The sequence below is a fragment of the Adhaeribacter swui genome, from assembly GCF_014217805.1.
In the GTDB taxonomy this organism is placed as follows: Bacteria; Bacteroidota; Bacteroidia; order Cytophagales; family Hymenobacteraceae; genus Adhaeribacter; species Adhaeribacter swui.
On sequence record NZ_CP055156.1, the window covers coordinates 2102084 to 2126927 of the forward strand.

Below are 24844 nucleotides of genomic sequence, written 5' to 3' on the forward strand. Positions count from 1 at the left end.
TTTAATTTAAAGTGATTTTTTAAATTTTTAAAATTTATAGCTACTTACGTGAAAAACATCCTGGTTCTTTGCACCGGCAATTCGTGCCGCAGCCAATTGGCCGAAGGTTATTTGCGGCATTTTGCCCAAGCTCGGGCAAATATTTACAGCGCGGGTATCCAGACTCACGGAGTTAATCCCAGAGCCATTGCCACCATGGCCGAAGATGGGTTAGATATATCCCAGCATACTTCTAACCACATCAACGAGTACCAAGGCATACCTTTTGACTACGTTATTACCGTTTGCGACCATGCCCAAGAAAATTGTCCGTTTTTCCCAGCGGCAGCCGCACGGTTTCACCAAAACTTCACGGACCCCGCTAAGGTTACTGGTACCGAAACCGAAATACAGGCTGCCTTTACCCAGGTACGCGATCAGATTAAAGCGTATTGCCACCAGTTTGTTGCCGCTAACCTGTCCTAAAATAAAAAAGCCTGCCGATTCTGGCAGGCTTTAGATTGTTAAAGCAGGAGACTAAGCTGCTTTAACACAAGATGGTAGCATCATATTCTCACCCATTCTGATGCTCCATCATATTTTTAAAAATTTATTAATACTCTACTTCGTTAGCGTTCCAGTTAGTCCAGCCGGCAGTCCAGTCGGTGGTACCAAAAGCACCGATGTACGTAGCACTTTCAAAGAAAGAATCCAGGCCAGTAGTAGCACCACCCGTTAATAAAGCAGAGCCAGCAGCTGGTAAAAAGTTTGGTGCCGATTGGCTAAAGGCGTTTGGTAAACCCAAGGTGGCGTAATCCGCAATAATGCTGTTGTTATTACCGGTAGCGTTAAAGAAGCCAGAGATATCGAATGTACTGGCCGGTTTATTAGGGGTTACCGTGGCATCGCCGGCGTAAACCGCTAAAGCTTTAGAACCGGAACCCGCAATAACTACATTTTTAATTTTTAAAGAACCACTGGTTGCGTTGGCTTCGGTAGTGGAGCTGTTACCACTTTGGTCGTCTAATAACAAACCGGTGGGCCAACCAGCTACTAAAGTGTTGTACACCGAAATGCTGCTGTTACGGCGAATGTGCATGCCCCGCTTAAAGTTAGAATTAAAGGCAGATGCATCAGGGGTGGCTTTAGGACCAAACAAAGATACGTTAGAGAAAATAGCGCTGGTTTTAGGGGTGGCATTAGAACCTTGAGCATCGTTATCTGATTCAAAACCGTTAGAACCGGAAACATCAGCTACGTTTGGATCGCTTAAACCTACCAGAAATTGTAATTTGCCGGAAAAACCGTTATCAGTGTCAAACATATCATCCACGGTTTTGTAAGCAATCAAGTGCTTGGCATTTACCGTACCGCCAAACCACTCAAAGGCATCGTCGCCGCAATGCGACACTTGGATGTAATCGATAGTAGTGCCGGAACCTACGCCACCCATGGTTAAACCGTTAATTTCATTGTCGGGCTGAAAAGCTACCCCGCCAAACTCGATACGCACGTATTTTAAAATACCAGAGTTATCGGCTGCTTCGGTACCACCAAAATCCCGGTCAACACCGCCTTCAATGCGGCCATTGTTGTTAGGTAAGTTAATAGGCGCTTTTCCCAAAACAATAATTCCGCCCCAGTCGCCGGCAGCGCGGTTGCCTTTAGCTTGAGCCGAAGTAAATACAATAGGTTTTTGTGCTGTACCTTCGGCCATAATTTTACCACCCCGCTCAATTACCAGAGTACCTTTAGACGCTTTTTCGCCCATAATAACGGTGCCAGGCTCAATAGTTAAGGTGGCGCCGTTCATCACGTAAACAAAGCCTTTTAATAAGTACTTTTTATTAGCAGCAAAAGTAAAATTCTGATCCGTAGATCCTTCTACCGTAGCAACACCGTTGGATTCAGTTACTTTAAATTCGGTTTTAGGGGTGTTCCCGTTACCGCCTGAATTCGAACCACTATCGTCGTCGGAACAGGCAAAGGAGAATATCGCCAGAATGGCTAATAAGGTCCAATTTTGAAATTTCTTCATGATTTTAGAGAAATGAGAATTAAATATTAAGTTGGTTGTGCTTGAGTAAGAAATTATAGTTTGTAAGAGATACCAAACGTAGCGTATTGCCCGCGGCGGTACTCATAAATAGTCTCGTCGATTTTGTTGATTTTAGAGTTAATGTCAGAATCCTGGATAAAGCGGTAACGTTGGTTCAATAAGTCCTGAACGCCCGCCCGGATTTCGAAGCGCTCGCCGATACCTTTGGTAATGGTTAGGTCGATGGCATTGCGGGGCATTTCGTAAATAGTGGGGTTTTGAGCATTACCCACAATAAAGATGCGGCGGCCGATTACGTTGTAAAGTAAATTTACCTGCCATTTCCGGTCATCGTCCTGGTAATAAACTCCCGTGTTGATAATGTAAGGCGATTGTCCCATCATAGGCCGTTCTTTATCCTGAACGGTAGCTAAATCACCTAAACTTACCTGACTTTTTATGTAGCTGGCATTTAAAACCAACGACAGGTTCTGCACAAATTTAGAAGCTGAAAGGTCTAGCAACGATTTCCGGATTTCGGTTTCAACCCCGTAACTGGTAGAATGATCGGCGTTACCAAAGGTATAGGAGTTAGCAGAAGGCGTATTCAGGAAAGTATTCTCAATCGGATTTTTAAAATATTTATAAAAAGCGCCGAACGATATAATCTCCGTTGGGTTTGGATAAAACTCGTAACGAACATCGGAGTTGTAAATGGTAGCAGTTTTCAGGTCTGGATTACCGGTAATTTCAAAGTTGGTGTTGAAATCATAGTAAGTGAATGGGGCCAGTTCGCGGAACTCCGGACGGTTTACGCTTAAGCTGGAGCTCCAGCGGAGCAATGATTTTTGTGTTAAATTATAGGTTAAATTAACGGAGGGCAGTACCCGGGTGATTGGGTTATTTACCTCTACCGGCGCGCCACCTAAACGACGGCTGTGCAATTGCTGGCGGTTGAATTCGGCCCGTACCCCACCCGAAATATTAAATTTAACGCCCAAAGGAATGGTAATGCCGGCATAACCAGCTGTGAGTAAATTAGAAGCGGTATAGTGATCGCTCGGGCTGGTACCTTCACGCAGAATTAAGTTACTGTTATTGATGTTTTCCTGAGAGAATATTTGATCCAAGGGCTGGTAAACCAAACCAGGATTATAAGTAGAACCAGGTGCATACGACATGTACCGGGCGTTAAAGTCACGGTCTTTGTACTCGGTGTAAAATCCAAACCGCAGTTTAGGCGCATTTTCAATTTCGCCGGATAAGGAATCGGGTTGGCCGAACAAGTGCTCGTACTGGCCACTGGTCATGTAAATATTTTCGTGGAGCTTAGAATAAAAGCGGCTGGCATCGCGTAAGCTGGGTACGTTCGGGATTAAAATGGCGAAAGGATCATCAGAACCCGCTTCGCGCTGCGTGCGTACCCGCCGAAAATCTGGTTCGTTGCGGTTCGTGTAAGAGTAGCCAGCGGTCCAGCTAAAGGTATTTTTTAAATCTGGTAAGGTATGCGTGCCCTGTAATTGGCCGGAGTAAATGGTACGGCTTTCGTAGCGGAGTGCGTAGTTTTTCTGCTCTTGTACGCCATTGGTCTGGTCGGTGCCACTCCGCTCGGTTACCTGACTGCTACCTAATTGGTTAAACAGGTTTCTAAATTCTAAGCGGTTACGCTCATTAAACCGAACCCCCCAGTTGTGCAGTACGCCCAACCGCACATTAGAATTTGATTGCTGATCTTGGTAGCTGTAATTTAAAGGGCTGTTTTGGGTACTTTGGTTGAAATCCTGGTAATCGTTCCGTAGAGCATTAAAATACTGGCGGGTATTGGAGTAAGAAAGTGACGTAATGTTACTGATTTTTACATCGCCTATATCCATGCGACGGGTAAGCCCCAGCGACATCCGTAAATCGGGTAAGGCTTTTGCCCGGTTGGGCAGCCAAGTGTTGGGCAGGTCGCGGGCGGCATTAGCAACTTCTGTATTGTTTGCATTGTTCAGGTTCTCCGGAAATGAATTGGAAAGGGCGCGCGTTCCATCGTCAAAACCTAAGAAATCGGTTTTACCGCCGTTGTAAGAAGCAAAATTTTTAAAAGTAGTATTGTTCCGGAACGACGAGGATATATTAATAGTAGTGCTGTTTTGGTCGGAGAAGTTTTTGGTGTATACTTTAATAACCCCGCCGCCAAATTCACCGGGCAGTTCCGGCGAACCACCTTTAAAGATTAAAATCCGGTCGATAACGTTGGTTGGTAAAATATCGAATGAGAATGCCCGGGTATCTGATTCGGTACTGGGCGTTAAGGCATCGTTGAGCATAACGGTATTGTAGCGCTCACTTAAACCCCGCACGTAAATGTAACGGTCGTTCATGATGGTTACCCCCGGAATCCGTTTTACCGTTTCAGCCGCATCCCGGTCCAGCGATTTAGTAATTTGTTCGCCGGAAACCCCGCTTACCACTACTTCGCTTTGTTTTAACTCTTTAATTAAGGTAATATCTGTGTTGGTTTGCTTGGTACCCGTAATGGTTACCCCACCGAGTTGCGTAGTAGCCTCTTCAATGGATATATTTAAGGTAGTGGTTTTGCCCGCGGTAACCTGAACACTTTCAAAGTTTTGGGGCTTGTACGATACGTAAGAAGCAGTAATCTTATAAACGCCAGGTTCCAGTTGAATGGAGTAGTTACCTTCCAGGTCGGTGGTAGATCCTTTGTTAGAACCGGTAATAAAAACTACGGCTCCGATGATTGGTTCGCCGGTTTTTTTGTCTTTTACTTTTCCGGCTAAGGTGCCCTGCTGGGCAAACGCAAAAATACTGGTACTCAATAAAGTGAGTAGTAATAAAAATTTTTTCATAAATAAACTTGAATGGGATAGTGCGTTATTAGTCTCGGCGGCAAAAGTATCCTGATCAGTTTATTTTAAAATTACCGGTACGTTATGTTATTGTTATGTTCCGGAGTGGTATGTTATCTTACTGTTAAGTTGCTATGTTTCAGGGTTTGGGTAGATAATACCTAAATAGCAATTTTTTAAAAAAGTGCTTTACAACGGCGTTACAAGGGATTTCGAGCAAATAGGAGTAATATTCCTTATTTTATTATCATTCCCGATTTTTCTATTGTAAATTTGCCCGAAAATATTACGAGTTGTTTAAAGAAGTAGCCTACTTAGTACAAAAAGACTTTTTGCTGGAGTTGCGGCAAAAATATGCGTTTAATGGCATGTTGTTGTACGTGGGGAGCACCGTTTTTGTCTGTTACTTAAGTTTCCGGTTGCGGTTTGCCAATTTAGAAGTGCCCGTCTGGAATGCGTTGTTCTGGATAATTTTATTGTTTACCTCGGTAAATGCCATTGCTAAAAGCTTTATTCAGGAAAACCGGGGGCGCTTGCTGTATTACTATTCCCTGGTAAGTCCGCAAGGAATAATTTTGGCGAAGATCGTGTACAACACGATTCTTATGCTGGTTTTGGCGCTAATTTGTTACGGGTTTTACGCGGTTGTATTGGGTAACCCGGTGCAGGATGATGCTTTGTTTCTGCTAACTATTCTGTTGGGAGCTTTGGGCTTTTCTACTTCCCTTACCATGATTTCGAGCATTGCGGCTAAAGCATCGAATAGCAGCACCTTAATGGCGGTGTTAAGCTTTCCGGTAATTATCCCCATGCTTTTAATGCTGATGAAATTATCTAAAAACGCGATTGATGGCCTGGATCGCTCGGTGAGCGTTGATGAATTGTTAACCTTACTGGCCATTAACCTGATTGTGGTAAGTGTGTCGTATATTTTATTCCCGTACTTATGGCGCAGTTAAGCCATTTGTAAAGAAATGTTATTTTTAAGTAGCTAAAATTTAAAAATTTAAAAAAATCACTTAACGGACTAAGTAAAATAATTTGATTTTAAATTAAATAAAATGCCAAAAGTGTTTGTTATCTTATAAGAAGTAAAATTCTGGTTTATCTGTAATCCAATGAAATTAACCTGGTGGAAAGTATTAACGGTAGTGCTGTTGTTGTACACAATAGTAGCCGGTTTGTTAAACAAGGTGCCGCATCTGGCCATCCTCAACGAAACCATTCGCAACATTTACTTTCACGTACCCATGTGGTTCGGGATGATTATTATTTTAACGGTTTCGGTTATTTACTCCATTAAGTACCTGCGCAAGCCTACCGTGGAAAACGACATTATTGCGGAATCGGCGGCTAAAATTGGGGTTTTGCTGGGCGTGCTGGGTATTATTACCGGTATGGAATGGGCGCGTTTTACCTGGGGTGAGTATTGGAGTAACGATCCCAAACAAAATGCTTCGGCCATTGGCTTGCTGATTTACTTTGCCTACTTGGTATTGCGCAGTTCTTTTGCCGAGCAGCAGCAGCGGGCGCGTATTAGTGCGGTATATAATATTTTTGCTTTTGCGGCGCTTATTCCGCTACTCTTTATTTTGCCCCGCTTAACCGATTCGCTGCACCCTGGTAATGGCGGCAATCCAGGTTTTAGCTCTTACGATTTAGATAATAACATGCGGATGGTTTTTTATCCGGCCGTAATTGCTTGGACTTTGCTGGGCGTATGGATGGTAAACGTAAAATCGCGTTTGGAATTACTTCAATACAAATTACATGAACAACATGCTTAAGTACTTATTTATATTTATAATGCTGCTGGCGGCGGTGCCGGCGGCTAACACCCTGGCTCAAACTACCGCTAATACAACGGTACAAGCTGCCGATGCCGGTAGTACCTCTGAAGTAGAAATGGCAGATGCATTACGTCGCGATGGCAAGATTTACGTGGTGGTAGCCGTTATAGTTACGGTATTAGCCGGGTTGATATTATATTTGATTCGGTTGGACCGCAAAGTAAGCAATCTGGAACAACAACTGAAAAGCTGATAGAAATCATCTGGCTGCTGGAATTTTATAGGAGTAATTACGTGTTAAAAATGAGAAAATTGCTTTCTCGCATTTAAATAAACAAATGAAAAAGTCGCATATTACTGGAATTGCTATTATTGCTTTAGCTATAGGTATCATTATTTCGTCGGCGGGTGATGCCAGCATGTACGTATCGTTTAAAGAAGCCCGCGAGTTAGCTGCCGAAGGCAAAACGAGTAAAGTACACGTGGTAGGCCGCTTAAAGAAAGATGCGCAAGGCCACATCGTAGGGATGAACTACAACCCCGTTATGGACCCCAACTATTTTACTTTTGTGCTGGTAGATACGCTGCAAAACGAACAAAAAGTAGTTTATTTTCAACCTAAACCGCAGGATTTTGAGCGCTCGGAGCAAGTAGTAATAATGGGTAATATGCAGAAAGATGCCTTTGTGGCCGATAAAATTTTACTCAAGTGTCCGTCTAAATACGTCGAAAAAGAAATTAAACAAACAGCAAGCCTGTAAATGGGTTTAAAAGTTGGAAGGTTTTAAAGTTTAAAGGTTGTTCCGAACATCCCTTAAAATCTATTAAAGTAAACTCATAATTCAACCTTCTAACTTTTCCATCTTTTAACTTTTCAACTTTAAAACCTTTCAACCTTTAACTAACAAGAAGTGATAAATACGTTCATTGGGGATCTGGGGCATGCGAGTGTGATTGTAGCTTTTGTAGCAGCTATCGTGGCAGCTCTGGCCTATTTTATGGCGGCGAAAGGCAGACCGCTCGGCGAAACGGATATTAATTGGCGCAACCTGGGTAGGGGCGCTTTTTACGTACATACCATTGCGGTATTAAGTATCATTATTAGCTTGTTTAATATTATTTATAATCATCGTTATGAATACTATTACGCCTGGAGCCACTCGTCTAATTACCTGCCTACCCACTTCATGATTTCGTGTTTCTGGGAAGGTCAGGAAGGAAGCTTTTTACTCTGGATTTTCTGGCATACGCTGCTGGGTTTAGCCATTATCTGGTTTAATAAAAAATGGGAAGCGCCTACTATGGCGGTTTTTGCTTTTGTGCAGCTTTTCCTGACCTCCATGATTTTGGGCGTAGTTATCGGAGATTTAAAAATTGGTTCGTCGCCGTTTATTCTCTTGCGCGATTTCATGACCGATGCGCCGGTATTTAAATTAAACCCGAACTTTATTCCGAAGGATGGTACTGGTTTAAACCCGTTGCTGCAGAACTACTGGATGGTAATTCACCCGCCAACCTTGTTCCTGGGCTTTGCTATTACTTTGGTACCTTTTGCTTTTGCCATTGCCGGCCTTTGGAAAAAAGATTACATTACCTGGATTAAACCGGCTCTGCCTTGGAACTTGTTCGGAGGTTTAGTATTGGGCGTGGGTATTATGATGGGCGCTTACTGGGCCTACGAAACCTTGAACTTTGGCGGTTACTGGAACTGGGACCCCGTTGAAAATGCGGTTTACATTCCGTGGCTGGTGCTCATTGCTGGTTTGCATACCATGGTAGTTTACAAGCGTAGCAAGCACGCATTGCGTACTTCGTTTGTTCTGGTAATTACTACCTTTTTGCTTGTATTATACGCTACCTTCTTAACCCGCAGCGGTATTCTGGGTAATGCCTCAGTACACTCTTTTACCGATTTAGGTTTATCTGGTCAGTTATTTGCCTATTTAGCGGCTTTTGTGGTATTGGCGGTGCTTTTATTAGTTCGCCATTGGAAAGCCATTCCGGCTACCGAAAAAGAATTAACTACTTACAACAGCGAATTTTGGGTGTTTATTGGGGTGGTAGTTTTATGCTTAGGCGCTTTCCAGGTGTTGGTAACTACTTCCATCCCGGTATATAATTCTTTCCTGGGCTTTATTGGTATTAAATCCAATATGGCTTTGCCGGCCGATCAGATTGCACACTATACCAAATTCCAGTTATGGATGGGGGTTGGTATCGCGTTGTTGTCGGGCTTAGCTCAGTTGCTTTGGTGGCAAAAGAACGATAAGTCTAAAGTGGCGAATGCTTTAGCCGTGCCGCTTATTTTAACTTTCCTTTTTGTGAGTTTGGTGTACATGCTCGGCAAAATTAACCTGATCCCGAAAGTAGATACCCTCTCTTATTTTGTGCTGTTGTTTGTTACGCTGTTTGCTATTTTCGCTAACCTGAGCATGGTACTTACGCTTATCCGGCGCAAAGTAAATTTATCGGGAGGGGCTGTTTCGCACATTGGCGTGGCATTAATGTTATTTGGTATTTTATTCTCGTCGGGGTACTCCAACATTATCTCGCAAAATACCTCAGGCTTGTTATACTCCCGCGATTTCCCGGATGATATTAACCGCGATAACGTGTTGCTGTTCCGGAACGATAAAGTAAAAATGGGCCCTTACGATGTGGCTTACCGGGGTCGTTATTTCGAAGTAAAAGATTTTCCAGAATACGTAAATAAGCAGTTGCTACATCAATTAGATGATATACATAAAGCTATTGCCCGGGCCGATATTAAGTATAAAGACAAGATATACTTTAAAACCGGCGACACCGTAGATATTTATCCGGAGAATACATATTACCAGGTAGAATTTAAAAACCGGGAAACAGATAAAACTTTTACCTTGTACCCCCGGGCGCAGGTAAACCCCGAAATGGGCTTTATTGCTTCGCCGGCGATTAAGATGTTTGCGGATAAAGATTTATATACCCACGTGCGGGTGGCGGCTTCGGAAGAAGATAAACAATGGAGCGAGCTGAAAGAACAGGATTTAGCTATTGGCGATACCTTGTACCTGAATGATTACTTTGCGGTATTAAAAAATATTGAACCTACCCGCGAGGTAAAAGGAGTAGAGCTAACAGCGAACGATGTAGCCGTACAAGCTGATTTTATTATTTCGGGCGAAGACAAAGACTACCACGCGCATCCGGTATTTGTAATTAAAGACAACCTAGTGGGCCGCATTCCGGACGAGGTAGAAGATCTGGGATTACGTTTAACCTTCGTGAACATTGATACTAAAAATAACAAGTTTAAAATTGGCGTAAATACTACCCAGAAAGACTATGTTATTTTGGCTGCCGTAGAAAAACCATTCATCAATATTCTCTGGATCGGAACCCTTGTTATGTCTATTGGCATGGGGATGGCTATTATAAAACGCTACAAAGAAGCAAAAGTAGTAGCCAACCCGGAAACCGGCAGCTCTAAGAAGCGGGTAGTGCGTAATAAGCAATTAGCTTAAGCAAAATTTAAAAAATTTTATAGATTTACAGAAAAGCGGAGTTATCTCCGCTTTTTTATTTTTACGTGATTAATTTAAGTTATGGCATCTCCGTTATCTGTTGCATTAATCGGGGCCGGCAATGTGGCCTGGCATTTAGGGCGGGCTCTTGAGCAAGCTGGCAACCATGTTGTTCTGGTATATAGCCGTACGTTGGTTAAAGCCGAGTTCCTTTCTGAAACTTTATTGCATGCGCACCCTACCCAAAACCCTGATTTTAGTTTAGTAGCCGCTGATGTGTTTATTATAGCCCTGAAAGATGATGTGGTAGTTGAATTTTTAAAAAAAGCTGTTTTCCCCAGGAGCAGTTTGGTGGTACATACTTCCGGAAGTTTGCCTTTAACTATTTTTGAACAGCATGCAGCTATTCGTGGTGGTGTTTTTTATCCGGTGCAAACTTTTAGCAGGGCAGTGGCTATGGATTTAAAACAAACCCCTATTGGCATTGAGGCCAGTACGCCGGATGATGTTTCTCTATTAAAAAATTTGGCTTTCAGTATTAGTGAAAAGGTATTTGATTTACCAAGCGATGCTCGTAAAGTAATTCATTTAGCGGCGGTATTTGCGTGTAATTTCACGAATCATTTATTGGGTATTAGCCACGACTTATTAACCCAGCAACAGCTTAACTTTACCGTTTTACAGCCTTTAGTAACTGAAACCATTCAGAAAGCTTTTGCGCACGCGCCTTTTCAGGTGCAAACGGGGCCAGCGGTGCGCTTTGATCAAAAAATAATAGAACAACACCAGCAATTACTCCAGGATAAACCAGACTATGCCGAAGTTTACGCTTTATTAACGGAGCATATCCAGAAAAAGGCACAGGAAATAGCCAAGTTAGATCAGTAACAAGATTTAATTTTGTTTTCAGAAAGCAGCCTGAATTGCTAAAAGATTATAGTGGTTTCAAGCAGCACGGCACAAAACTTTCAAGCTATTCCTGGTAACTTACAGTTTTTAAGTAGTAGATCATCCGGAGATAGGAACCGGATCCTGCTCAAATTTTAAAATTTTTAAAAATTCGTCTTTTCTCATGCCTAATTTTCGCGATTTTGTCCGGGCAGTTCCGTCAGAAAAACCAATGGAGCACGAACAAACCACTTTTATGAACAAACAACTAGCTTTTTCTGATATCAAAGCTTTTATTTTTGATGTAGATGGGGTATTAACCGATGGCACCATGCTGTGTTTTGCTAATGGCGAGCAGGTACGGGCCTTTAACATAAAAGATGGTTTTGCCATTCGGCACGCTATTAAAAAAGGATATGTTATAGCTATCATTTCGGGCCGCAAAGAAGAGGGCGTTTACAAGCGCTTGCAGTCGTTGGATGTGCAGCATATTTACCTGGGCGTAGACAATAAAGACGAGGTATTTCAAGCTTTTTTACAAGAGCAGAACTTGCGACCGGAGCAAGTAGCGTACATGGGCGACGATGTGCCTGATATTGCTGTAATGCAACAATGCGGGTTAGCGGCTTGCCCCGCCGATGCCGCTACGGATGTACTGGATATCTGTCACTATGTGTCTGAATCTCTGGGTGGCAAAGGCGCCGTACGTGATTTAATTGAAATGATAATGAAGACACATAGTAAATGGTGAATTATTAAAAATATTAGAATAATTATTTATTTAAAGGGTTTAAAACTTGCGATTTTGTAAAATACTTTTATCTTTACGAAATCATTTAATTCAAATTCTTTAAATTTTTATGAAAACAGGAACAGTAAAATTCTTTAATGAATCCAAAGGTTACGGATTTATTACTGATGATCTAAGCAAAGAAGACTTCTTTGTCCACGTAACCGGATTAAGCGGTGGTCAGATTCAGCAGAACGATAAAGTTGAGTTTGATACGCAAGAGGGCAAAAAAGGTGTAAATGCGGTAAACGTGAAAAAAGTATAACAAGATATTTAGGTATCCTGGTAAATTTTAAAAGCCTCTTCCAGTAAGAGGCTTTTTTTATGTGGGTCAGTTTTGCGTACTTTGTTATAACTTAGTTTTATTAACTGTATAACCGGTTTTGGCGCTTGAAAACTATTCTTAGACTTATCCGGTTTACAAATTTGCTTATGGTGGCTTTTTGCCAGTTACTGGTAAGGGCCTGTTTGCTGTTGCCCCACCAATCCTGGTCGCAAATTGTGTTTGATGCGCCTTTTGCATTACTGGTTTTTTCTACCCTCTGTATTGCCGCCGCCGGGTACATCATCAACGATTATTACGATATTAAAATTGATGCTATTAACAAGCCCAAAAGGGTAGTGGTAGGTAAATTCGTGAACCGGCGCAAAGCCATGCTGGCGCATTTGCTTTTATCGGGGCTGGGCGTATTTATTGGCTTTGAGTTAAGTTTACCTATTGGCTTTATTCATTTGGGCTCGACTTTGTTGTTATGGGGTTATTCGGCCCGTTTAAAGCAAACTTTTTTAATCGGCAACATTACTATTGCCCTGCTTTCGGCCACCATGGTATTGGTAGTAGCAGTTTTTGAAAATGCTGATAATAAAGCCGTATGGGCCTACGGGGCTTTTGTGTTTTTAATTACCATCGTGCGGGAAATTATTAAAGACATGGAAGACCTAAAAGGCGATGCTACTTTTGATTGCCGTACTTTACCTATTGTGGTGGGTATCCCCGGCGCCAAGTGGTTTCTGTATTTTTTTATTCTGGCTTTTGCCATTACTTTACTTTCGGGCGTTATTTACCGGGTGCAGGCTGTGTACTTTACAGCGTACATTTTGTTGCTGGTGATTTTTCCTATGGGTTATTTAACCTACCGCATCTACCGGGCCGACCGTAAAAAAGATTTTACCTACCTAAGCAGGGTCGTAAAATGGATTATGCTATCAGGCATGCTATCCATGTTTTTGTTCCGGTATACTTGATAGGCGATGGACCATAGTCCATGGATCATGGGTTTATTTGTTACATGCTAGGATTGTTAAAATTTAAAAACTTTTCAACCTTCCAACTTTCTAACCTTTCAACCTGCAACCTATAACTAAACCGCCGGATTGCGGTAAGCGAAGTGGGCGAAACGGGAGTGCTTACGCCCGCCAAAAGAGAATTTTTTAAAATCGCGCCGGAACAACATACCTGTAGTTTAAAACAGAGTGGTTTTAAATATAAAAATACTTATGGTAGAAAATAGGTGTGGGTTAAGATGTTATTGGTAATGCTATTCTATAGCCTCTGATAAGAGCAGCTTTTCGGTAGACGGCGGTCCAGAATACCAAATTTTTAAAATTTTTAAATTTTATCTGGCTTAAGGGCGTTTGTTTAACAAGAGCGGAGGGAAGCAGGATATAAAATTTACTTTTGCTTTCTGAACTACCTGAATATTCAGCTATATTTGCGGCGTTAAAAACAACTTGGTTTGGCTGATAACAAAAAGCATATTGTACTTTTCGCCTCTGGATCCGGCAGTAATGCCCAGCAGATTATGGCGTACTTTCAAAACCACCCACAAATTAAGGTGGTGGCATTATTCTCGAACAAGGCCGATGCCTACGCTCTACAAAGAGCCGAAAATTTTAAAATTCCGGCTTTCTCGTTTACCCGCGAAGAATATAAAAACGGGGCTTTGCTACAGCAAGTGCAGTCTTTTAAACCGGACTTGTTGGTTTTAGCGGGTTTTCTGTGGCTCATTCCGCTGGATTTTCTGCAAGCCTTTCCTAATAAAATCATTAACATTCATCCGGCCTTATTGCCCAAATACGGCGGTAAAGGCATGCACGGTTTGCACGTGCACCAGGCAGTAATTGAAGCTCAGGAGAAAGAGTCGGGTATTACCATTCATTACGTAAACGAGCATTACGACCAGGGCACCAGCATTTACCAACATACCTGTCCGGTTAACCCCGACGACACTCCCGAACAATTAGCCGCCCGGGTACTGGAACTCGAACATACGTATCTACCCAAAGTAATTGAAGAATTGCTGTTATCTAGTTCATAGTCGATGGACCTTAGACGACAGTCCACAAACCATAGATTAAATGGGTAGATTGTTAAATGGTTCAATGGTGCAATTGTAGAACTGTCAGGAGAATGTAAAACCTAAAATAACTTACAACCTGCAACCTGTAACTTGCAACCCTTTAACTTTACAACCCTTAAACCAACTTGTAACCTGCAACCTGTAACCTGCAACTATATAAAAATGAAAAAAATAAAATCAGCTTTAATTTCGGTTTATTATAAAGATAAACTGGAGCCGCTTGTAGCTTTGTTAAACAAGTATAATGTACAGTTGTATTCAACGGGTGGTACGCAAACGTTCCTGGAAGGGCAGGGTGCCCAGGTTACAGCCGTAGAAGATTTAACGCAGTATCCGGCTATTTTTGGTGGTCGGGTAAAAACCTTACACCCGAAGGTATTCGGAGGCATTCTGCACCGCCGGGATCATGAAACTGACTTAGCCGAAACGGAGCGTTACGAAATTCCGGCCATAGACCTGGTAATTGTGGATTTATATCCTTTTGAAGAAACTGTAGCCTCCGGAGCCAGCGAAGAAGATACTATTGAAAAAATTGATATTGGCGGTATCTCGTTAATCCGGGCGGCAGCTAAAAATTTTAAAGATGTGCTGGTGGTATCGTCGCGGGAGCAATACACCGAAGTAGCCGAATTATTGTCTGAAAAAGAAGGTGCTACTGACCTGGAAGACCGCAAACGTTTTGCCGCCAAAGCTTTTGATATTTCGTCGCACTACGACACCCATATTTTTAATTATTTAAACGCTGGCGAAACGCCGGTTTTCAAATCCAGCCTGCGTCAGCGTACGCCTTTGCGCTACGGCGAAAACCCGCACCAGCAAGGTGCTTTTTACGGCGACTTAACGGCGCTGTTTGATCAGTTACACGGTAAGCAATTATCTTATAATAACCTGGTAGACGTAGATGCTGCCGTAAACTTAATTAGCGAATTTACCGATGAACCTGCCTTAGCTATTATTAAACACACCAATGCCTGCGGCGTGGCCGTAGCGCCTACCATAGAGCAAGCGTATTTAAATGCTTTAGCCTGCGATCCGGTGTCAGCGTTTGGGGGTGTAATCGTGGCGAATAAACCCATCGATCAAGCGACTGCCGAAGAACTGCACAAATTGTTTTTTGAAGTACTCATTGCGCCGGAGTTTGAGCCGCAGGCTTTAACTATTCTGCAAGGCAAAAAGAACCGCATTTTATTGCGCCGTAAAAACATTGCCTTACCCGAAAAGCAATTTAAAACTTTGCTAAACGGGGTTATTGAACAAGATAAAGATTTAAAAACCGAAACTGAAGCCGATTTTAAAGTAGTAACCAAACGTGCCACTACTCCCGAAGAAAACCAGGCCTTGGTATTTGCGGCTAAAGTGTGTAAACACACTAAATCCAACACCATTGTGCTGGCGCGGGCGAACCAATTGCTGGCGAGCGGGGTAGGGCAAACCTCCCGGGTAGATGCCTTGCGGCAAGCCATTGAAAAAGCCGAAAGCTTTGGCTTTAGCTTAAAAGGTGCCGTAATGGCCTCCGATGCGTTTTTCCCTTTCCCGGATTGCGTAGAAATTGCTTCTAAAGTAGGGATTGCGGCAGTAGTACAACCCGGCGGTTCCGTAAAAGATCAGGACTCTATTGATTATTGCGATTCGCAAGATATGGCTATGGTATTTACCGGCGTACGCCACTTCCTGCATTAATCAAATTTGCAAAAATTTAAAAAAGGCGCCGAACTTCTGCTAGTTCGGCGCCTTTTTCGTATTAGTTATTTAGAATGGCTGTAGTTAATTATTCTAGGTAAATTCCTATAATAGTGTTTTTGTAATATATAATCATGTAGCTATTGCCCGGTGTTGCCCCAAAATGGTTACAATCTGATTTTTTAATTTTTGCAGCAGAAATTCTAATTTAATCCGTAGGATATAAAACAGTTTACCAGTATTATTTAAAAATTGTTTAATTTCGCAGCCAATAACGCCAGGTAAAGCTGGTGTAGCCAAAATTTTAACTGCCGCTGCCCCGGGTAGCTGATGATAACATGGGATTATTCAATTTTTTAACTAGCGATATAGCCATTGATTTGGGTACGGCCAATACCCTAATTATCCATAACGATAAAATTGTAATCGATGAGCCTTCGATTATTGCTATCGATCGCACTACCAACAAGGTATTAGCCGTGGGGCGTAGTGCCATGCAAATGCACGAAAAAACCCACGATAACATCAAAACCATTCGTCCTTTAAAAGACGGCGTAATTGCCGACTTCCACGCCGCCGAAGAAATGATCCGGGGATTGATTAAAATGATTGATACCGGTAACCGTTTGTTTCAACCGTCGCACCGCATGGTTATTTGCATTCCGTCGGGCATTACCGAAGTTGAAAAACGGGCCGTACGCGACTCCGCGGAGCACGCCGGCGCCAAAGAAGTGTGGATGATTCAGGAACCCATGGCGGCCGCTATTGGCATTGGCATTGACGTAGAGCAACCCATAGGTACCATGATCGTGGATATTGGCGGCGGTACTACCGAAATTGCCGTTATTGCGCTGTCGGGTATTGTGTGCGATCAATCTATCCGGGTAGCGGGCGATGTGTTTAACAAAGATATTCTGGACCACATGCGGCGCCAGCACAATTTGTTAATTGGCGAACGCTCCGCCGAAAAAATTAAAATTGAAGTAGGAGCGGCCCTCACTGATTTAGAAACCCCACCGGCAGACTACGAAATCCGGGGCCGCGACTTAATGACGGGCATTCCCAAGGTTATTAAAGTTACTTACACCGAAATTGCCATTGCCCTGGATAAATCGGTTTCTAAAATTGAAGAAGCCGTATTAAAAGCCTTAGAAATAGCGCCGCCGGAACTCTCTGCGGATATTTACGATAATGGCATTCACTTAACCGGGGGAGGAGCGATGCTGCGCGGCCTGGATAAACGCTTAGCGGCTAAAACCAAATTACCCATTCATATTGCCGAAGATCCTTTACGGGCAGTAGTGCGCGGTACGGGCGCTGCCATTAAAAATATCAATGGGTTTAAGAACGTGTTGCTCACCTAAACCCTTGAATGCGGAATTTATTTGCGTTCATATATCGCTATCGAGCGTTTCTGGTTTTTATTTTACTGGAAATCGGGAGCGTGTACCTGATAATCCGGAATAACAAATACCACAACGCAGCTTTTTTTAATTCGGCTAACTTTTACGCGGGGCAGGTGCTGGCTTTCCGGAGCCGGATATACGATTATTTCCGGTTGGTGCAGGTAAACCAAACCTTAGTGCAGGAAAATACGCAATTACGGCAGCAGCTCTACCGCTTTCAAACTATCCGGCAGCACGACAGTATTCCTTCTTTTTCTGATTCAGTTTTTATTCAAACGGATAGTATTCCTACCTACGATTCTTTGAAGATTCGTCTGGCTCATACCTACATTCCGGCAAAAGTTATTAATAATTCTACTCGCCAGCTCGACAATTTTATTACTTTAAATGTAGGGGCTTTAGATAGTATTAGACCCGGAATGGGAGTAATTTCGGCAGAGGGGTTGATCGGCCGCGTTAAAACAGTGTCGGCGCATTTTGCAACGGTTACGTCGTTACTGCATAGTAAAATGTTTGTAGCGGCTAAAATTAAAAGTCGCTTGCCGGGTACCAACAACACCATTGGTACAGTAAAGTGGAACGGCGATAACCCCCAGATTGGCTTACTGGATTACGTACCCCTGGATAAAAAAATTGTGAAAGGAGATACCGTTATTTCGTCGGGTTATAATGCGGTATATCCCGAAGGAGTAATGATTGGTACTATTATTTCGGCAAGCCGGGAACCGGATAAGAGTTTTTATACCATAAAACTAAAATTAGCGGTCGATTTTACGCGATTAGCTTATGTGTACGTGGTTAAAAATAAATACCAAGCCGAACAAGATTCATTGCAACTTAACAGCGGGATGAAACAGGATGAATAGTATTCGCATCATTGGTCATGCTTTCCGGTTCGTTGTGTTAATGGCAATGCAGGTGTTGTTTATGCATAGCCTGGTGCTATTTGATACTGGGTTTTGTTTTATTTACCTGGCTTTTTTGTTGTTTCTACCGATCCAGATGCCGCCGGTGTTGTTGCTGTTGCTGGCCTTTGTAACCGGGTTTACTTTAGATATTTTTTATGATACGGGGGGCATACACGCAGCCGCAACGGTATTGCTGGCTTACTTGCGCCCGTATATTCTATTGTTGTTAACGCCTCGCGATGGATACGACCAAAACGACTCGGTGAACTTGCACATCATGGGGTGGCGCTGGTTTTTGGTATACAGCTTTATTTTAATATTTCTGCATCATCTTACCTTCTTTTTCCTGGAACTAGCCGGCATTAAACTCATTGGGTTTACTTTACTCAAGATTGTAGTAAGTACTTTATTTACCGGTATTGTCTTGATTATTATTCAACTGCTTTTCTTTTCCCGCCGCCGCTCCAGCCGGTAGCAAATGGTTACAGGTTACAACTTGCAGGTAATAAGTTGGAAAATTAAATGAACACTGTTTTGATTCATTCCATTCAAAAACGCTAGATACAAGATCATACAATTGCAAAGTTTAATTTTTGAAATGTATTTCTCTAAATCTAACAACAACTTGCAACTTGTAACTTGCAACCTGTAACCTGTAACCTTCAAACCTGTAACCTTCAATTCAACCTGCAACTTTTCAACCTTTTAACCTTTCAACTTTCCAACTTATAACTAAATCATAAGTATCTTTGCACTTAAATAAAATTGTGTGCGTTTTATTGCCAAAGCGGGCGCGTTTTATTGGTAAACGGAGTAATAATTTAAAAAATTGAGATACTTAGAAAGTCGCAAATATGTAGTTCAAGCAATATTTTTTACGGTAGGGATTGTGTTTGCGCTTAAGTTGTTTTACATCCAGGTATTAGATCCCAAGTACAAGCTTGCCGCCGAGAATAATGCCATCCAGAAAATTGTACAATATCCTTTCCGGGGTTTAATCTACGACCGTAACGGTAAGTTGCTGGTGCAAAACATTCCGGTTTACGATTTAATGGTAATTCCGAAAGAAATAAAAGGAATTGATACGCTTCGCTTTTGTCAGTTATTCCGCATTTCTATCGAAGATTTCCGGCAGAAAATAAAAGAAGCTAAAATGTATTCGTACGTAAAACCTTCGCCTTTTTTGCCCAAACTCACCACCCAGGAATTTGCCGCCATCCAGGATAACTTAATTGAATTTCCGGGTTTTTACATAAATGCCCGTACGGTGCGCGGTTATTCGCACCAAAGTTTGGCCCATGCCTTAGGGTACATTGGCGAGGTAAGTCCTACGCAATTAGCTAAACCCGAATACGCCGATTATACACCCGGCGATTACATTGGTAAGAGCGGCATTGAGCTGAAGTACGAAAAGTATTTGATGGGCAAAAAGGGAGTGAAATATAAAATGGTGAACGTGCGCGGTATTGATAAAGGTCCTTTTAGAAATGGCGAGTACGATACGTTGGCTGTTGCGGGCCAAGACTTAGTAAGTACCATTGACTTAGAACTGCAGCAATACGGCGAAAAGCTTATGGCTGGTAAGCGGGGTACTGTAGTAGCCATCGAACCCGCCACCGGCGAAATTCTTTCTTTTATCTCGGCTCCGTTCTACGATCCTAATTTATTAACCGGTAAAGAGTTGGGTAAGAACTACATGACGCTTTTAAAAAATCCGGAAAAGCCTTTATTGAACCGTCCGCAAAGTTCTAAGTATCCGCCGGGGTCTATTTTTAAATTAGTGCAGGCACTTATTGCCTTAGAAAAAGGCGTAATTACGCCCGAAACTGGTTTCCCTTGTAATCAATCGTTGGTTAAATGCGCGCACGGCCATCCGTACCCCAGTAATTTAGCTATTGGGATCGAGAATTCGTGCAACCCCTATTTTTATATGGTTTTTAAAAATGTGGTAAATCGGGGGCAATCGCGTAATATTTTTGCGGATACCCGCTTGGGTTTAGATGATTGGCGCAAGCAAGTTTTAACTTTTGGCTTTGCCAACAAACTGGGAGTTGATTTGCCTTACGAAAGCCGGGGTAATATTCCGGGTTCGTCTTATTACGACCGGGTGCATGGCCGTAATCACTGGAAATACGCCACTATTTATTCTTTGAGCATTGGGCAAGGCGAAACCGAAACGACGCCGCTGCAAATGGCTAACCTCATGTCTATTATCGCGAACAAGGGCTATTATATTACCCCGCACATTATTAAAGGGATAGGTAAAAACAAACAACCTTTACCGGAGTACCAAGATAAATGCTACACCTCCATTCACCCCAAACATTTTGAACCGGTAATTAATGGCATGGCGCAGGTTGTTTCTTCGCGTCGGGGCACGGGCTGGTGGGCCAACTTAAGTAGTATGGGCATTGAAATTGTTGGTAAAACGGGTACGGTACAAAACAAACGCGGTCGCGATCATGCGGTATTTGTGGCCTTTGCTCCCCGGCAGAACCCAAAAATTGCCATTGCGGTGTACATCGAAAATGCCGGGTTTGGTTCGGTTTCGTCAGCTCCGTTGGCTAGTTTAATGATCCAGAAATATCTGACTGGTAAAATAACCGGAGCGCAGTGGGAACGCTGGGAAAATTGGCTGATCAACCAGGATTATTTAAACTCGAAACATTAAGAGATGCGGCAGGGAGATAAAATATCGCGCAATATTGATTGGGTGACCGTGGGTTTATACACCGCGCTGGTCGTGTTGGGCTGGATAAACGTGTACGCCGCTGTTTATAATCCTGATACCCACTTAAGTATTTTTGATTTTACTATCAATTCGGGCAAGCAATTAATTTGGATTGGCGCTGCGGTTATTTTAATTATTGTGCTGCTGGTGATTGATTATAAAGCTTACGATTCGTTTGCCTACCTTATTTACGGGTTCACTATATTTTTGCTGCTTGTTACCCTGGTGTTGGCTACGCCTATCAAAGGGTCGCGGTCGTGGTTGGTTATTGGGGAGTTGCGCTTGCAACCCGCTGAGTTTGCTAAATTTGCTACCGCCTTGGCTGTTTCTAAGTTTATGAGCAGCGTAGATTTGCAACAGCAAAACTGGCGCGATCATGCCAAGTTATCGGCTATTACGTTACTACCGCCTTTGCTGATTATCTTATCCAACGAAACCGGTTCGGCGTTGGTGTTTGGGGCTTTTTTGTTGGCTTTTTTCCGCGAAGGCATGTCGCCGCTGATTTTGATTGTAGTGGCCGTAGCTGGGGCTATATTTATCTTAACCTTAATTTTTCCGAAGTTTTACCTGATTGGGGTTATTACGGTATTGCTGGGTACTTATTTGTGGTTAAACCAACGGTTGCTGCGCAAAATTAAATTAATTGGATTGCTTTATGCCGCTACCATTGGTATTATCCTGAGCGTTGACTTTATGGTAAACAATGTATTGCAGCCGCACCAGCAAAGCCGTATCAATGCTTTTATTAACCCCGAAGCCGATCCTTTGGGCGATGGCTGGAATGTTATTCAATCTAAAATTGCGATTGGCTCGGGTGGTATGTTGGGTAAAGGGTTTTTGCAGGGCACGCAAACGAAGTTTGACTTTGTGCCGGAACAAAGCACCGACTTTATATTCTGCACCATTGGGGAAGAACACGGTTGGTTGGGCAGCATGCTGCTTATTTTCTTGTTTATGGCTTTACTCACCCGCATAATTTTTGTAGCGGAGCGGCAAAAATCGGTATTTGGCCGCAGTTACGGGTATTGCGTGGCGTCCATTATCTTTTTCCACTTTCTGGTAAACGTCGGCATGACGATAGGTTTAGCGCCGGTAGTGGGTATTCCGTTGCCTTTTTTCAGTTATGGGGGATCTTCGTTGTGGTCGTTTACTATTTTGCTCTTTATTTTACTGGCTCTGGATACGCACCGCAAGCAAGATTTAGGTCGGGCGATTTAAATAGCCGTCTTCCAGAAAACAAAAAATTTAAAAAATAAGGCCGGAACTAACTCCGGCCTTATTTTTTAAATTTTTTGTTTTTAATTATCCGCAAACTTCCGGTCAATCAGGCGCAATAGTTTATTAACGTGTTCTTCTTTGCGGGTCCAGTTATAGCGGGTGGCCAGGTCTTGGGTAACGTAATTTTTAGCTTGGGTAGCATCTTCAAATTTATCCAGGGCCTGAATGGCCTGGTAGTATTCCAGGTTTTCGCCGTTAAATAATTCGTTAATAAAACTAAACCGCTGATTAATAGAAATAGAATCTTTTAACGATTCTATCTTTTTACTCATTTGGTTATTGGCAATATTGGCTACTGAGGGTTTTAAAAATTTATCGTTTAGGGTAGGTGTAGCGCGCTCCGCTTTGTACCGCTCATTTAAATTACCCTCGGCAACCCCATTGGCTCTACTCACTGAGGCAACCGGAACCGGTGCCGGCTCTTTGGGGGCACTTACAGGTACAGCAGCCGGTGGCTGCGGCGTAAACCGCTCTGGCGCTACCGTTATCTCCTCTACGGTGCGGGTAGTGGTGGGCACGGGTGGGGCCGGCGTTTCAACCAGAATATCTTCGGCTTTAATGGCCAGCAAAGCGTTAAACTCGGTAAGTAAGGCTTCCAATTTGGTACTTTCGGTAGCGTGGCTTTCCAGGTATTCTTCCAGTTCTTTAATAATAAACTCTTTGCTCTTGGCTCGTTTGGGCAAGGTATTAATAAATCCCCGGATTAATTCTTTATCGATGCTCAGGTACTTAATCTGCGAGGTAAGCGCGTCGGCCGATAAGGCATCTGGGGTTTGTAAAAACTTTTGTTCGAAGGTAGTAATGGGATCTAAAACCCAGTAAAAAGTATCGGCAATGGATTTGGCTAACAAAGGTTCGAAATGCGGGCGCCGGATTAGTATTTTGCGCGAAAGCACATTCATAAACTGCACCAAGGCTTCTTTTACTTCCTCATTTTCAAAATCAAAATAAGGACTTTTTAGGTTGGCCATCTCGTTGTTCCATTGTTGCAGTAATTCTTTTATCAAAAAAAGATTAACTTGTTTGATAGGCGAAAAGTGAATGAGTTGCTGCCCGTTAACCGTTTCGGAAGCGCTGAAGTAATGATCCGAGAAGACTTTTGCTAATTGCCGACTATACCGCTCTACACTTATTTGATTATATTTGTCTTTCATTACAACTAGACTAGGTTTGGCTGGTAAATATATAAAAGAATGCCGATACTAAGGATACAAAACCTGTTTGGCAAAGCCATAAACGTAGCTAGTGATCAAACAGTTTTGCAAGCCATTCTGGAAAGCGGCCTCGACTGGATGCACGCTTGCGGGGCCAAAGGCCGTTGTACCACTTGCCGGTTAATTGTTACCAGCGGCAACGAGTATTTAACCGCATTAAGCGCCGCCGAACAAAAATTTCGGAACCAAGATCGGTTAAAAGATAACGAACGGTTATTGTGCCAGTGTATGTTGCCCCACGGCGAAGTAAGCGGCTACATACCAGAGCAAACCAAGTTTCCGCACATAAATTATTCAGAATAAACGAGATGTGGGGATTCGCCAGATTAAATTTTTTTAAAAATTTGATCTGGTAGCAAGAGTTAAGAACTAATTTAATTTTGATACGGTGTTTATAGAGCCACGGGTTGGAGTAAAGCATAATTTTAAACGGGGGTGGATTGAAGTAATTTGCGGCGCCATGTTCTCGGGTAAAACCGAAGAGTTGATTCGTCGGCTGAACCGGGCTAAGATTGCCCGCCAGCGCGTCGAGATTTTTAAGCCTGTGGTCGATACCCGTTATCACCTCGAAGATGTGGTATCGCATAATGCAACTGCTATTCGTTCTACCCCAGTACAATTTGCGCACGATATGTTGCTGCTGGGCAGTAGTTGCGACGTGGTGGGCATCGACGAAGCGCAGTTTTTTGACGAAGGCTTAATTGAAGTATGCGCTAACCTGGCCAACCGGGGCATCCGGGTAATTGCCGCTGGGTTAGACATGGATTACCTGGGTAAACCGTTCGGGCCGATGCCGGCTTTAATGGCCATTGCCGAATACGTTACCAAAGTGCACGCCGTGTGCGTGTGCTGCGGTGATATTGCGTCTTATTCGTTCCGGGTAGCAACTGCCCAGGATAAGATCTTGCTCGGCGAAACCGACGTGTACGAAGCGCGTTGCCGTAATTGTTTTCTGGAGGGCATGCAGCGGCAAGGTTTAAAATAATAAGTTCATCAAAATTTCTGCTAGTTAAGTTGTTGATTATACGCCTTGGTCAGGTTAGGGTAATTTATTTTTAAGGAATAATTGGCAATTTCATAAGTGTATTAGTTCGATATTTTTAAAAAAGTATGTGGGTAAAATATAATCCGGGTTGGCTGGTTGCTTTGTTACAGGAGCAATTACCAGATAAAGTTGATACGATAGAAGCAGCGAAGCAATGCACCCGGGGCGTGTGGGAGAAAAAGAACTACATTTATTTTGTGAGCATTAAAAATCCGGATTTGCCCGGCTCGGAGTGGCAGTTTAAAGAAAATTTAATTCTGGAAGATGCCGACCGCGGAATGGTGGTGCTGGATATTTTAAAAGATGGCCGGATTGGCGGTATTCAATTCGTATCTTCAGAGGAATAAGCAAAATACTTTTTGCCTGATTTAAATGTTATTAA

Annotated in this window: 23 protein-coding genes; 20 read left to right on the forward strand and 3 right to left on the reverse strand. The window is 42.9% G+C overall.

Annotated features, from left to right (window positions below; all coding sequences use genetic code 11):
* Positions 1-48: 48 nt before the first annotated feature.
* Positions 49-465: an arsenate reductase ArsC gene (locus HUW51_RS09310; protein ID WP_185273699.1), complete on the forward strand. Its 417-nt coding sequence runs from the start codon at positions 49-51 to the stop codon at positions 463-465.
* Positions 466-592: 127 nt separating this feature from the next.
* Here HUW51_RS09310 and HUW51_RS09315 read toward each other — a convergent pair whose 3' ends face one another.
* The gene (locus HUW51_RS09315) at positions 593-2017 is read right to left on the reverse strand and encodes a T9SS C-terminal target domain-containing protein (protein WP_185273700.1); all 1425 of its coding nucleotides are present in this window, start codon (positions 2015-2017) and stop codon (positions 593-595) included.
* A 53-nt stretch (positions 2018-2070) separates the two neighbouring features.
* On the reverse strand, positions 2071-4869 hold the full coding sequence (locus tag HUW51_RS09320; protein WP_185273701.1) for a TonB-dependent receptor: 2799 nt from the start codon (positions 4867-4869) through the stop codon (positions 2071-2073).
* Between the two features lie 293 nt (positions 4870-5162).
* On the opposite strand from HUW51_RS09320, the gene HUW51_RS09325 reads away from it, so the two are divergent.
* The 16 genes from HUW51_RS09325 to rodA all read left to right on the forward strand — a co-directional run bounded on the left by HUW51_RS09325 (position 5163) and on the right by rodA (position 22143).
* Positions 5163-5828 (forward strand): heme exporter protein CcmB, encoded by a 666-nt coding sequence (locus tag HUW51_RS09325; RefSeq protein WP_185273702.1) that lies wholly within the window; start codon positions 5163-5165, stop codon positions 5826-5828.
* 159 nt (positions 5829-5987) lie between these two features.
* Positions 5988-6656, forward strand: a complete 669-nt coding sequence (gene ccsA, locus HUW51_RS09330; protein WP_185273703.1) for a cytochrome c biogenesis protein CcsA — start codon at positions 5988-5990, stop codon at positions 6654-6656.
* Positions 6640-6912 (forward strand): CcmD family protein, encoded by a 273-nt coding sequence (locus HUW51_RS09335; protein WP_185273704.1) that lies wholly within the window; start codon positions 6640-6642, stop codon positions 6910-6912. Before ccsA (HUW51_RS09330) ends, HUW51_RS09335 begins: the two co-directional genes overlap by 17 nt.
* 85 nt (positions 6913-6997) lie before the next feature.
* Complete coding sequence (locus HUW51_RS09340) at positions 6998-7420, forward strand: cytochrome c maturation protein CcmE domain-containing protein (RefSeq protein ID WP_185273705.1); 423 nt, start codon at positions 6998-7000, stop codon at positions 7418-7420.
* 150 nt (positions 7421-7570) lie between these two features.
* Positions 7571-10162 (forward strand): cytochrome c biogenesis protein CcsA, encoded by a 2592-nt coding sequence (gene ccsA / locus HUW51_RS09345; RefSeq protein ID WP_185273706.1) that lies wholly within the window; start codon positions 7571-7573, stop codon positions 10160-10162.
* An 81-nt stretch (positions 10163-10243) separates the two neighbouring features.
* Complete coding sequence (locus HUW51_RS09350; protein ID WP_185273707.1) at positions 10244-11050, forward strand: Rossmann-like and DUF2520 domain-containing protein; 807 nt, start codon at positions 10244-10246, stop codon at positions 11048-11050.
* A 184-nt stretch (positions 11051-11234) separates the two neighbouring features.
* Complete coding sequence (locus tag HUW51_RS09355; protein ID WP_228466981.1) at positions 11235-11801, forward strand: KdsC family phosphatase; 567 nt, start codon at positions 11235-11237, stop codon at positions 11799-11801.
* A 109-nt stretch (positions 11802-11910) separates the two neighbouring features.
* Positions 11911-12105 (forward strand): cold-shock protein, encoded by a 195-nt coding sequence (locus HUW51_RS09360; RefSeq protein ID WP_106932708.1) that lies wholly within the window; start codon positions 11911-11913, stop codon positions 12103-12105.
* 125 nt (positions 12106-12230) lie between these two features.
* Entirely contained in the window at positions 12231-13085 is an 855-nt protein-coding gene (locus HUW51_RS09365) for a geranylgeranylglycerol-phosphate geranylgeranyltransferase (RefSeq protein ID WP_185273708.1), read from the forward strand.
* A 491-nt stretch (positions 13086-13576) separates the two neighbouring features.
* Positions 13577-14158, forward strand: a complete 582-nt coding sequence (purN, locus tag HUW51_RS09370) for a phosphoribosylglycinamide formyltransferase (RefSeq protein WP_185273709.1) — start codon at positions 13577-13579, stop codon at positions 14156-14158.
* Positions 14159-14356: 198 nt separating this feature from the next.
* Positions 14357-15880 carry a bifunctional phosphoribosylaminoimidazolecarboxamide formyltransferase/IMP cyclohydrolase gene (gene purH, locus HUW51_RS09375; RefSeq protein ID WP_185274478.1) on the forward strand — a complete coding sequence of 508 codons (1524 nt, stop codon included), beginning with the start codon at positions 14357-14359 and terminating at the stop codon, positions 15878-15880.
* Positions 15881-16218: 338 nt separating this feature from the next.
* Positions 16219-17244, forward strand: coding sequence for a rod shape-determining protein (locus HUW51_RS09380; RefSeq protein ID WP_106932712.1), 1026 nt, complete (start codon positions 16219-16221; stop codon positions 17242-17244).
* An 8-nt stretch (positions 17245-17252) separates the two neighbouring features.
* Entirely contained in the window at positions 17253-18152 is a 900-nt protein-coding gene (gene mreC, locus HUW51_RS09385) for a rod shape-determining protein MreC (RefSeq protein ID WP_185273710.1), read from the forward strand.
* Positions 18145-18669 (forward strand): hypothetical protein, encoded by a 525-nt coding sequence (locus HUW51_RS09390; RefSeq protein ID WP_185273711.1) that lies wholly within the window; start codon positions 18145-18147, stop codon positions 18667-18669. The genes mreC and HUW51_RS09390 overlap by 8 nt, the downstream gene beginning before the upstream one ends.
* A 354-nt stretch (positions 18670-19023) precedes the next feature.
* Positions 19024-20865, forward strand: coding sequence for a penicillin-binding protein 2 (mrdA, locus tag HUW51_RS09395; protein WP_185273712.1), 1842 nt, complete (start codon positions 19024-19026; stop codon positions 20863-20865).
* Positions 20866-20868: 3 nt separating this feature from the next.
* Positions 20869-22143, forward strand: coding sequence for a rod shape-determining protein RodA (rodA, locus tag HUW51_RS09400; RefSeq protein WP_185273713.1), 1275 nt, complete (start codon positions 20869-20871; stop codon positions 22141-22143).
* A gap of 80 nt (positions 22144-22223) precedes the next feature.
* Here rodA and HUW51_RS09405 read toward each other — a convergent pair whose 3' ends face one another.
* Entirely contained in the window at positions 22224-23357 is a 1134-nt protein-coding gene (locus tag HUW51_RS09405; RefSeq protein WP_185273714.1) for a hypothetical protein, read from the reverse strand.
* Between the two features lie 39 nt (positions 23358-23396).
* On the opposite strand from HUW51_RS09405, the gene HUW51_RS09410 reads away from it, so the two are divergent.
* From HUW51_RS09410 to HUW51_RS09420, 3 genes are all read left to right on the forward strand, one after another.
* Entirely contained in the window at positions 23397-23720 is a 324-nt protein-coding gene (locus HUW51_RS09410; protein WP_185273715.1) for a 2Fe-2S iron-sulfur cluster-binding protein, read from the forward strand.
* An 85-nt stretch (positions 23721-23805) separates the two neighbouring features.
* Positions 23806-24402: a thymidine kinase gene (locus HUW51_RS09415; RefSeq protein ID WP_185273716.1), complete on the forward strand. Its 597-nt coding sequence runs from the start codon at positions 23806-23808 to the stop codon at positions 24400-24402.
* Positions 24403-24527: 125 nt separating this feature from the next.
* Positions 24528-24809 carry a hypothetical protein gene (locus tag HUW51_RS09420; protein WP_185273717.1) on the forward strand — a complete coding sequence of 94 codons (282 nt, stop codon included), beginning with the start codon at positions 24528-24530 and terminating at the stop codon, positions 24807-24809.
* The last annotated feature ends 35 nt before the right edge of the window (positions 24810-24844 follow it).

What these genes read in the sequence shown, in the direction of transcription:
- rodA (WP_185273713.1), top strand. Translation starts at nt 20,869, where the DNA reads ATGCGGCAGGGAGATAAAATATCGCGCAATATTGATTGGGTGACCGTG.
- ccsA (WP_185273703.1), top strand. Translation starts at nt 5,988, where the DNA reads ATGAAATTAACCTGGTGGAAAGTATTAACGGTAGTGCTGTTGTTGTAC.
- HUW51_RS09420 (WP_185273717.1), top strand. Translation starts at nt 24,528, where the DNA reads ATGTGGGTAAAATATAATCCGGGTTGGCTGGTTGCTTTGTTACAGGAG.
- HUW51_RS09410 (WP_185273715.1), top strand. Translation starts at nt 23,397, where the DNA reads ATGCCGATACTAAGGATACAAAACCTGTTTGGCAAAGCCATAAACGTA.
- HUW51_RS09340 (WP_185273705.1), top strand. Translation starts at nt 6,998, where the DNA reads ATGAAAAAGTCGCATATTACTGGAATTGCTATTATTGCTTTAGCTATA.
- HUW51_RS09315 (WP_185273700.1), bottom strand. Translation starts at nt 2,017, where the DNA reads ATGAAGAAATTTCAAAATTGGACCTTATTAGCCATTCTGGCGATATTC.
- HUW51_RS09355 (WP_228466981.1), top strand. Translation starts at nt 11,235, where the DNA reads ATGCCTAATTTTCGCGATTTTGTCCGGGCAGTTCCGTCAGAAAAACCA.
- HUW51_RS09320 (WP_185273701.1), bottom strand. Translation starts at nt 4,869, where the DNA reads ATGAAAAAATTTTTATTACTACTCACTTTATTGAGTACCAGTATTTTT.
- HUW51_RS09335 (WP_185273704.1), top strand. Translation starts at nt 6,640, where the DNA reads ATGAACAACATGCTTAAGTACTTATTTATATTTATAATGCTGCTGGCG.
- HUW51_RS09390 (WP_185273711.1), top strand. Translation starts at nt 18,145, where the DNA reads ATGAATAGTATTCGCATCATTGGTCATGCTTTCCGGTTCGTTGTGTTA.
- HUW51_RS09405 (WP_185273714.1), bottom strand. Translation starts at nt 23,357, where the DNA reads ATGAAAGACAAATATAATCAAATAAGTGTAGAGCGGTATAGTCGGCAA.
- mreC (WP_185273710.1), top strand. Translation starts at nt 17,253, where the DNA reads ATGCGGAATTTATTTGCGTTCATATATCGCTATCGAGCGTTTCTGGTT.
- HUW51_RS09350 (WP_185273707.1), top strand. Translation starts at nt 10,244, where the DNA reads ATGGCATCTCCGTTATCTGTTGCATTAATCGGGGCCGGCAATGTGGCC.
- HUW51_RS09380 (WP_106932712.1), top strand. Translation starts at nt 16,219, where the DNA reads ATGGGATTATTCAATTTTTTAACTAGCGATATAGCCATTGATTTGGGT.
- HUW51_RS09360 (WP_106932708.1), top strand. Translation starts at nt 11,911, where the DNA reads ATGAAAACAGGAACAGTAAAATTCTTTAATGAATCCAAAGGTTACGGA.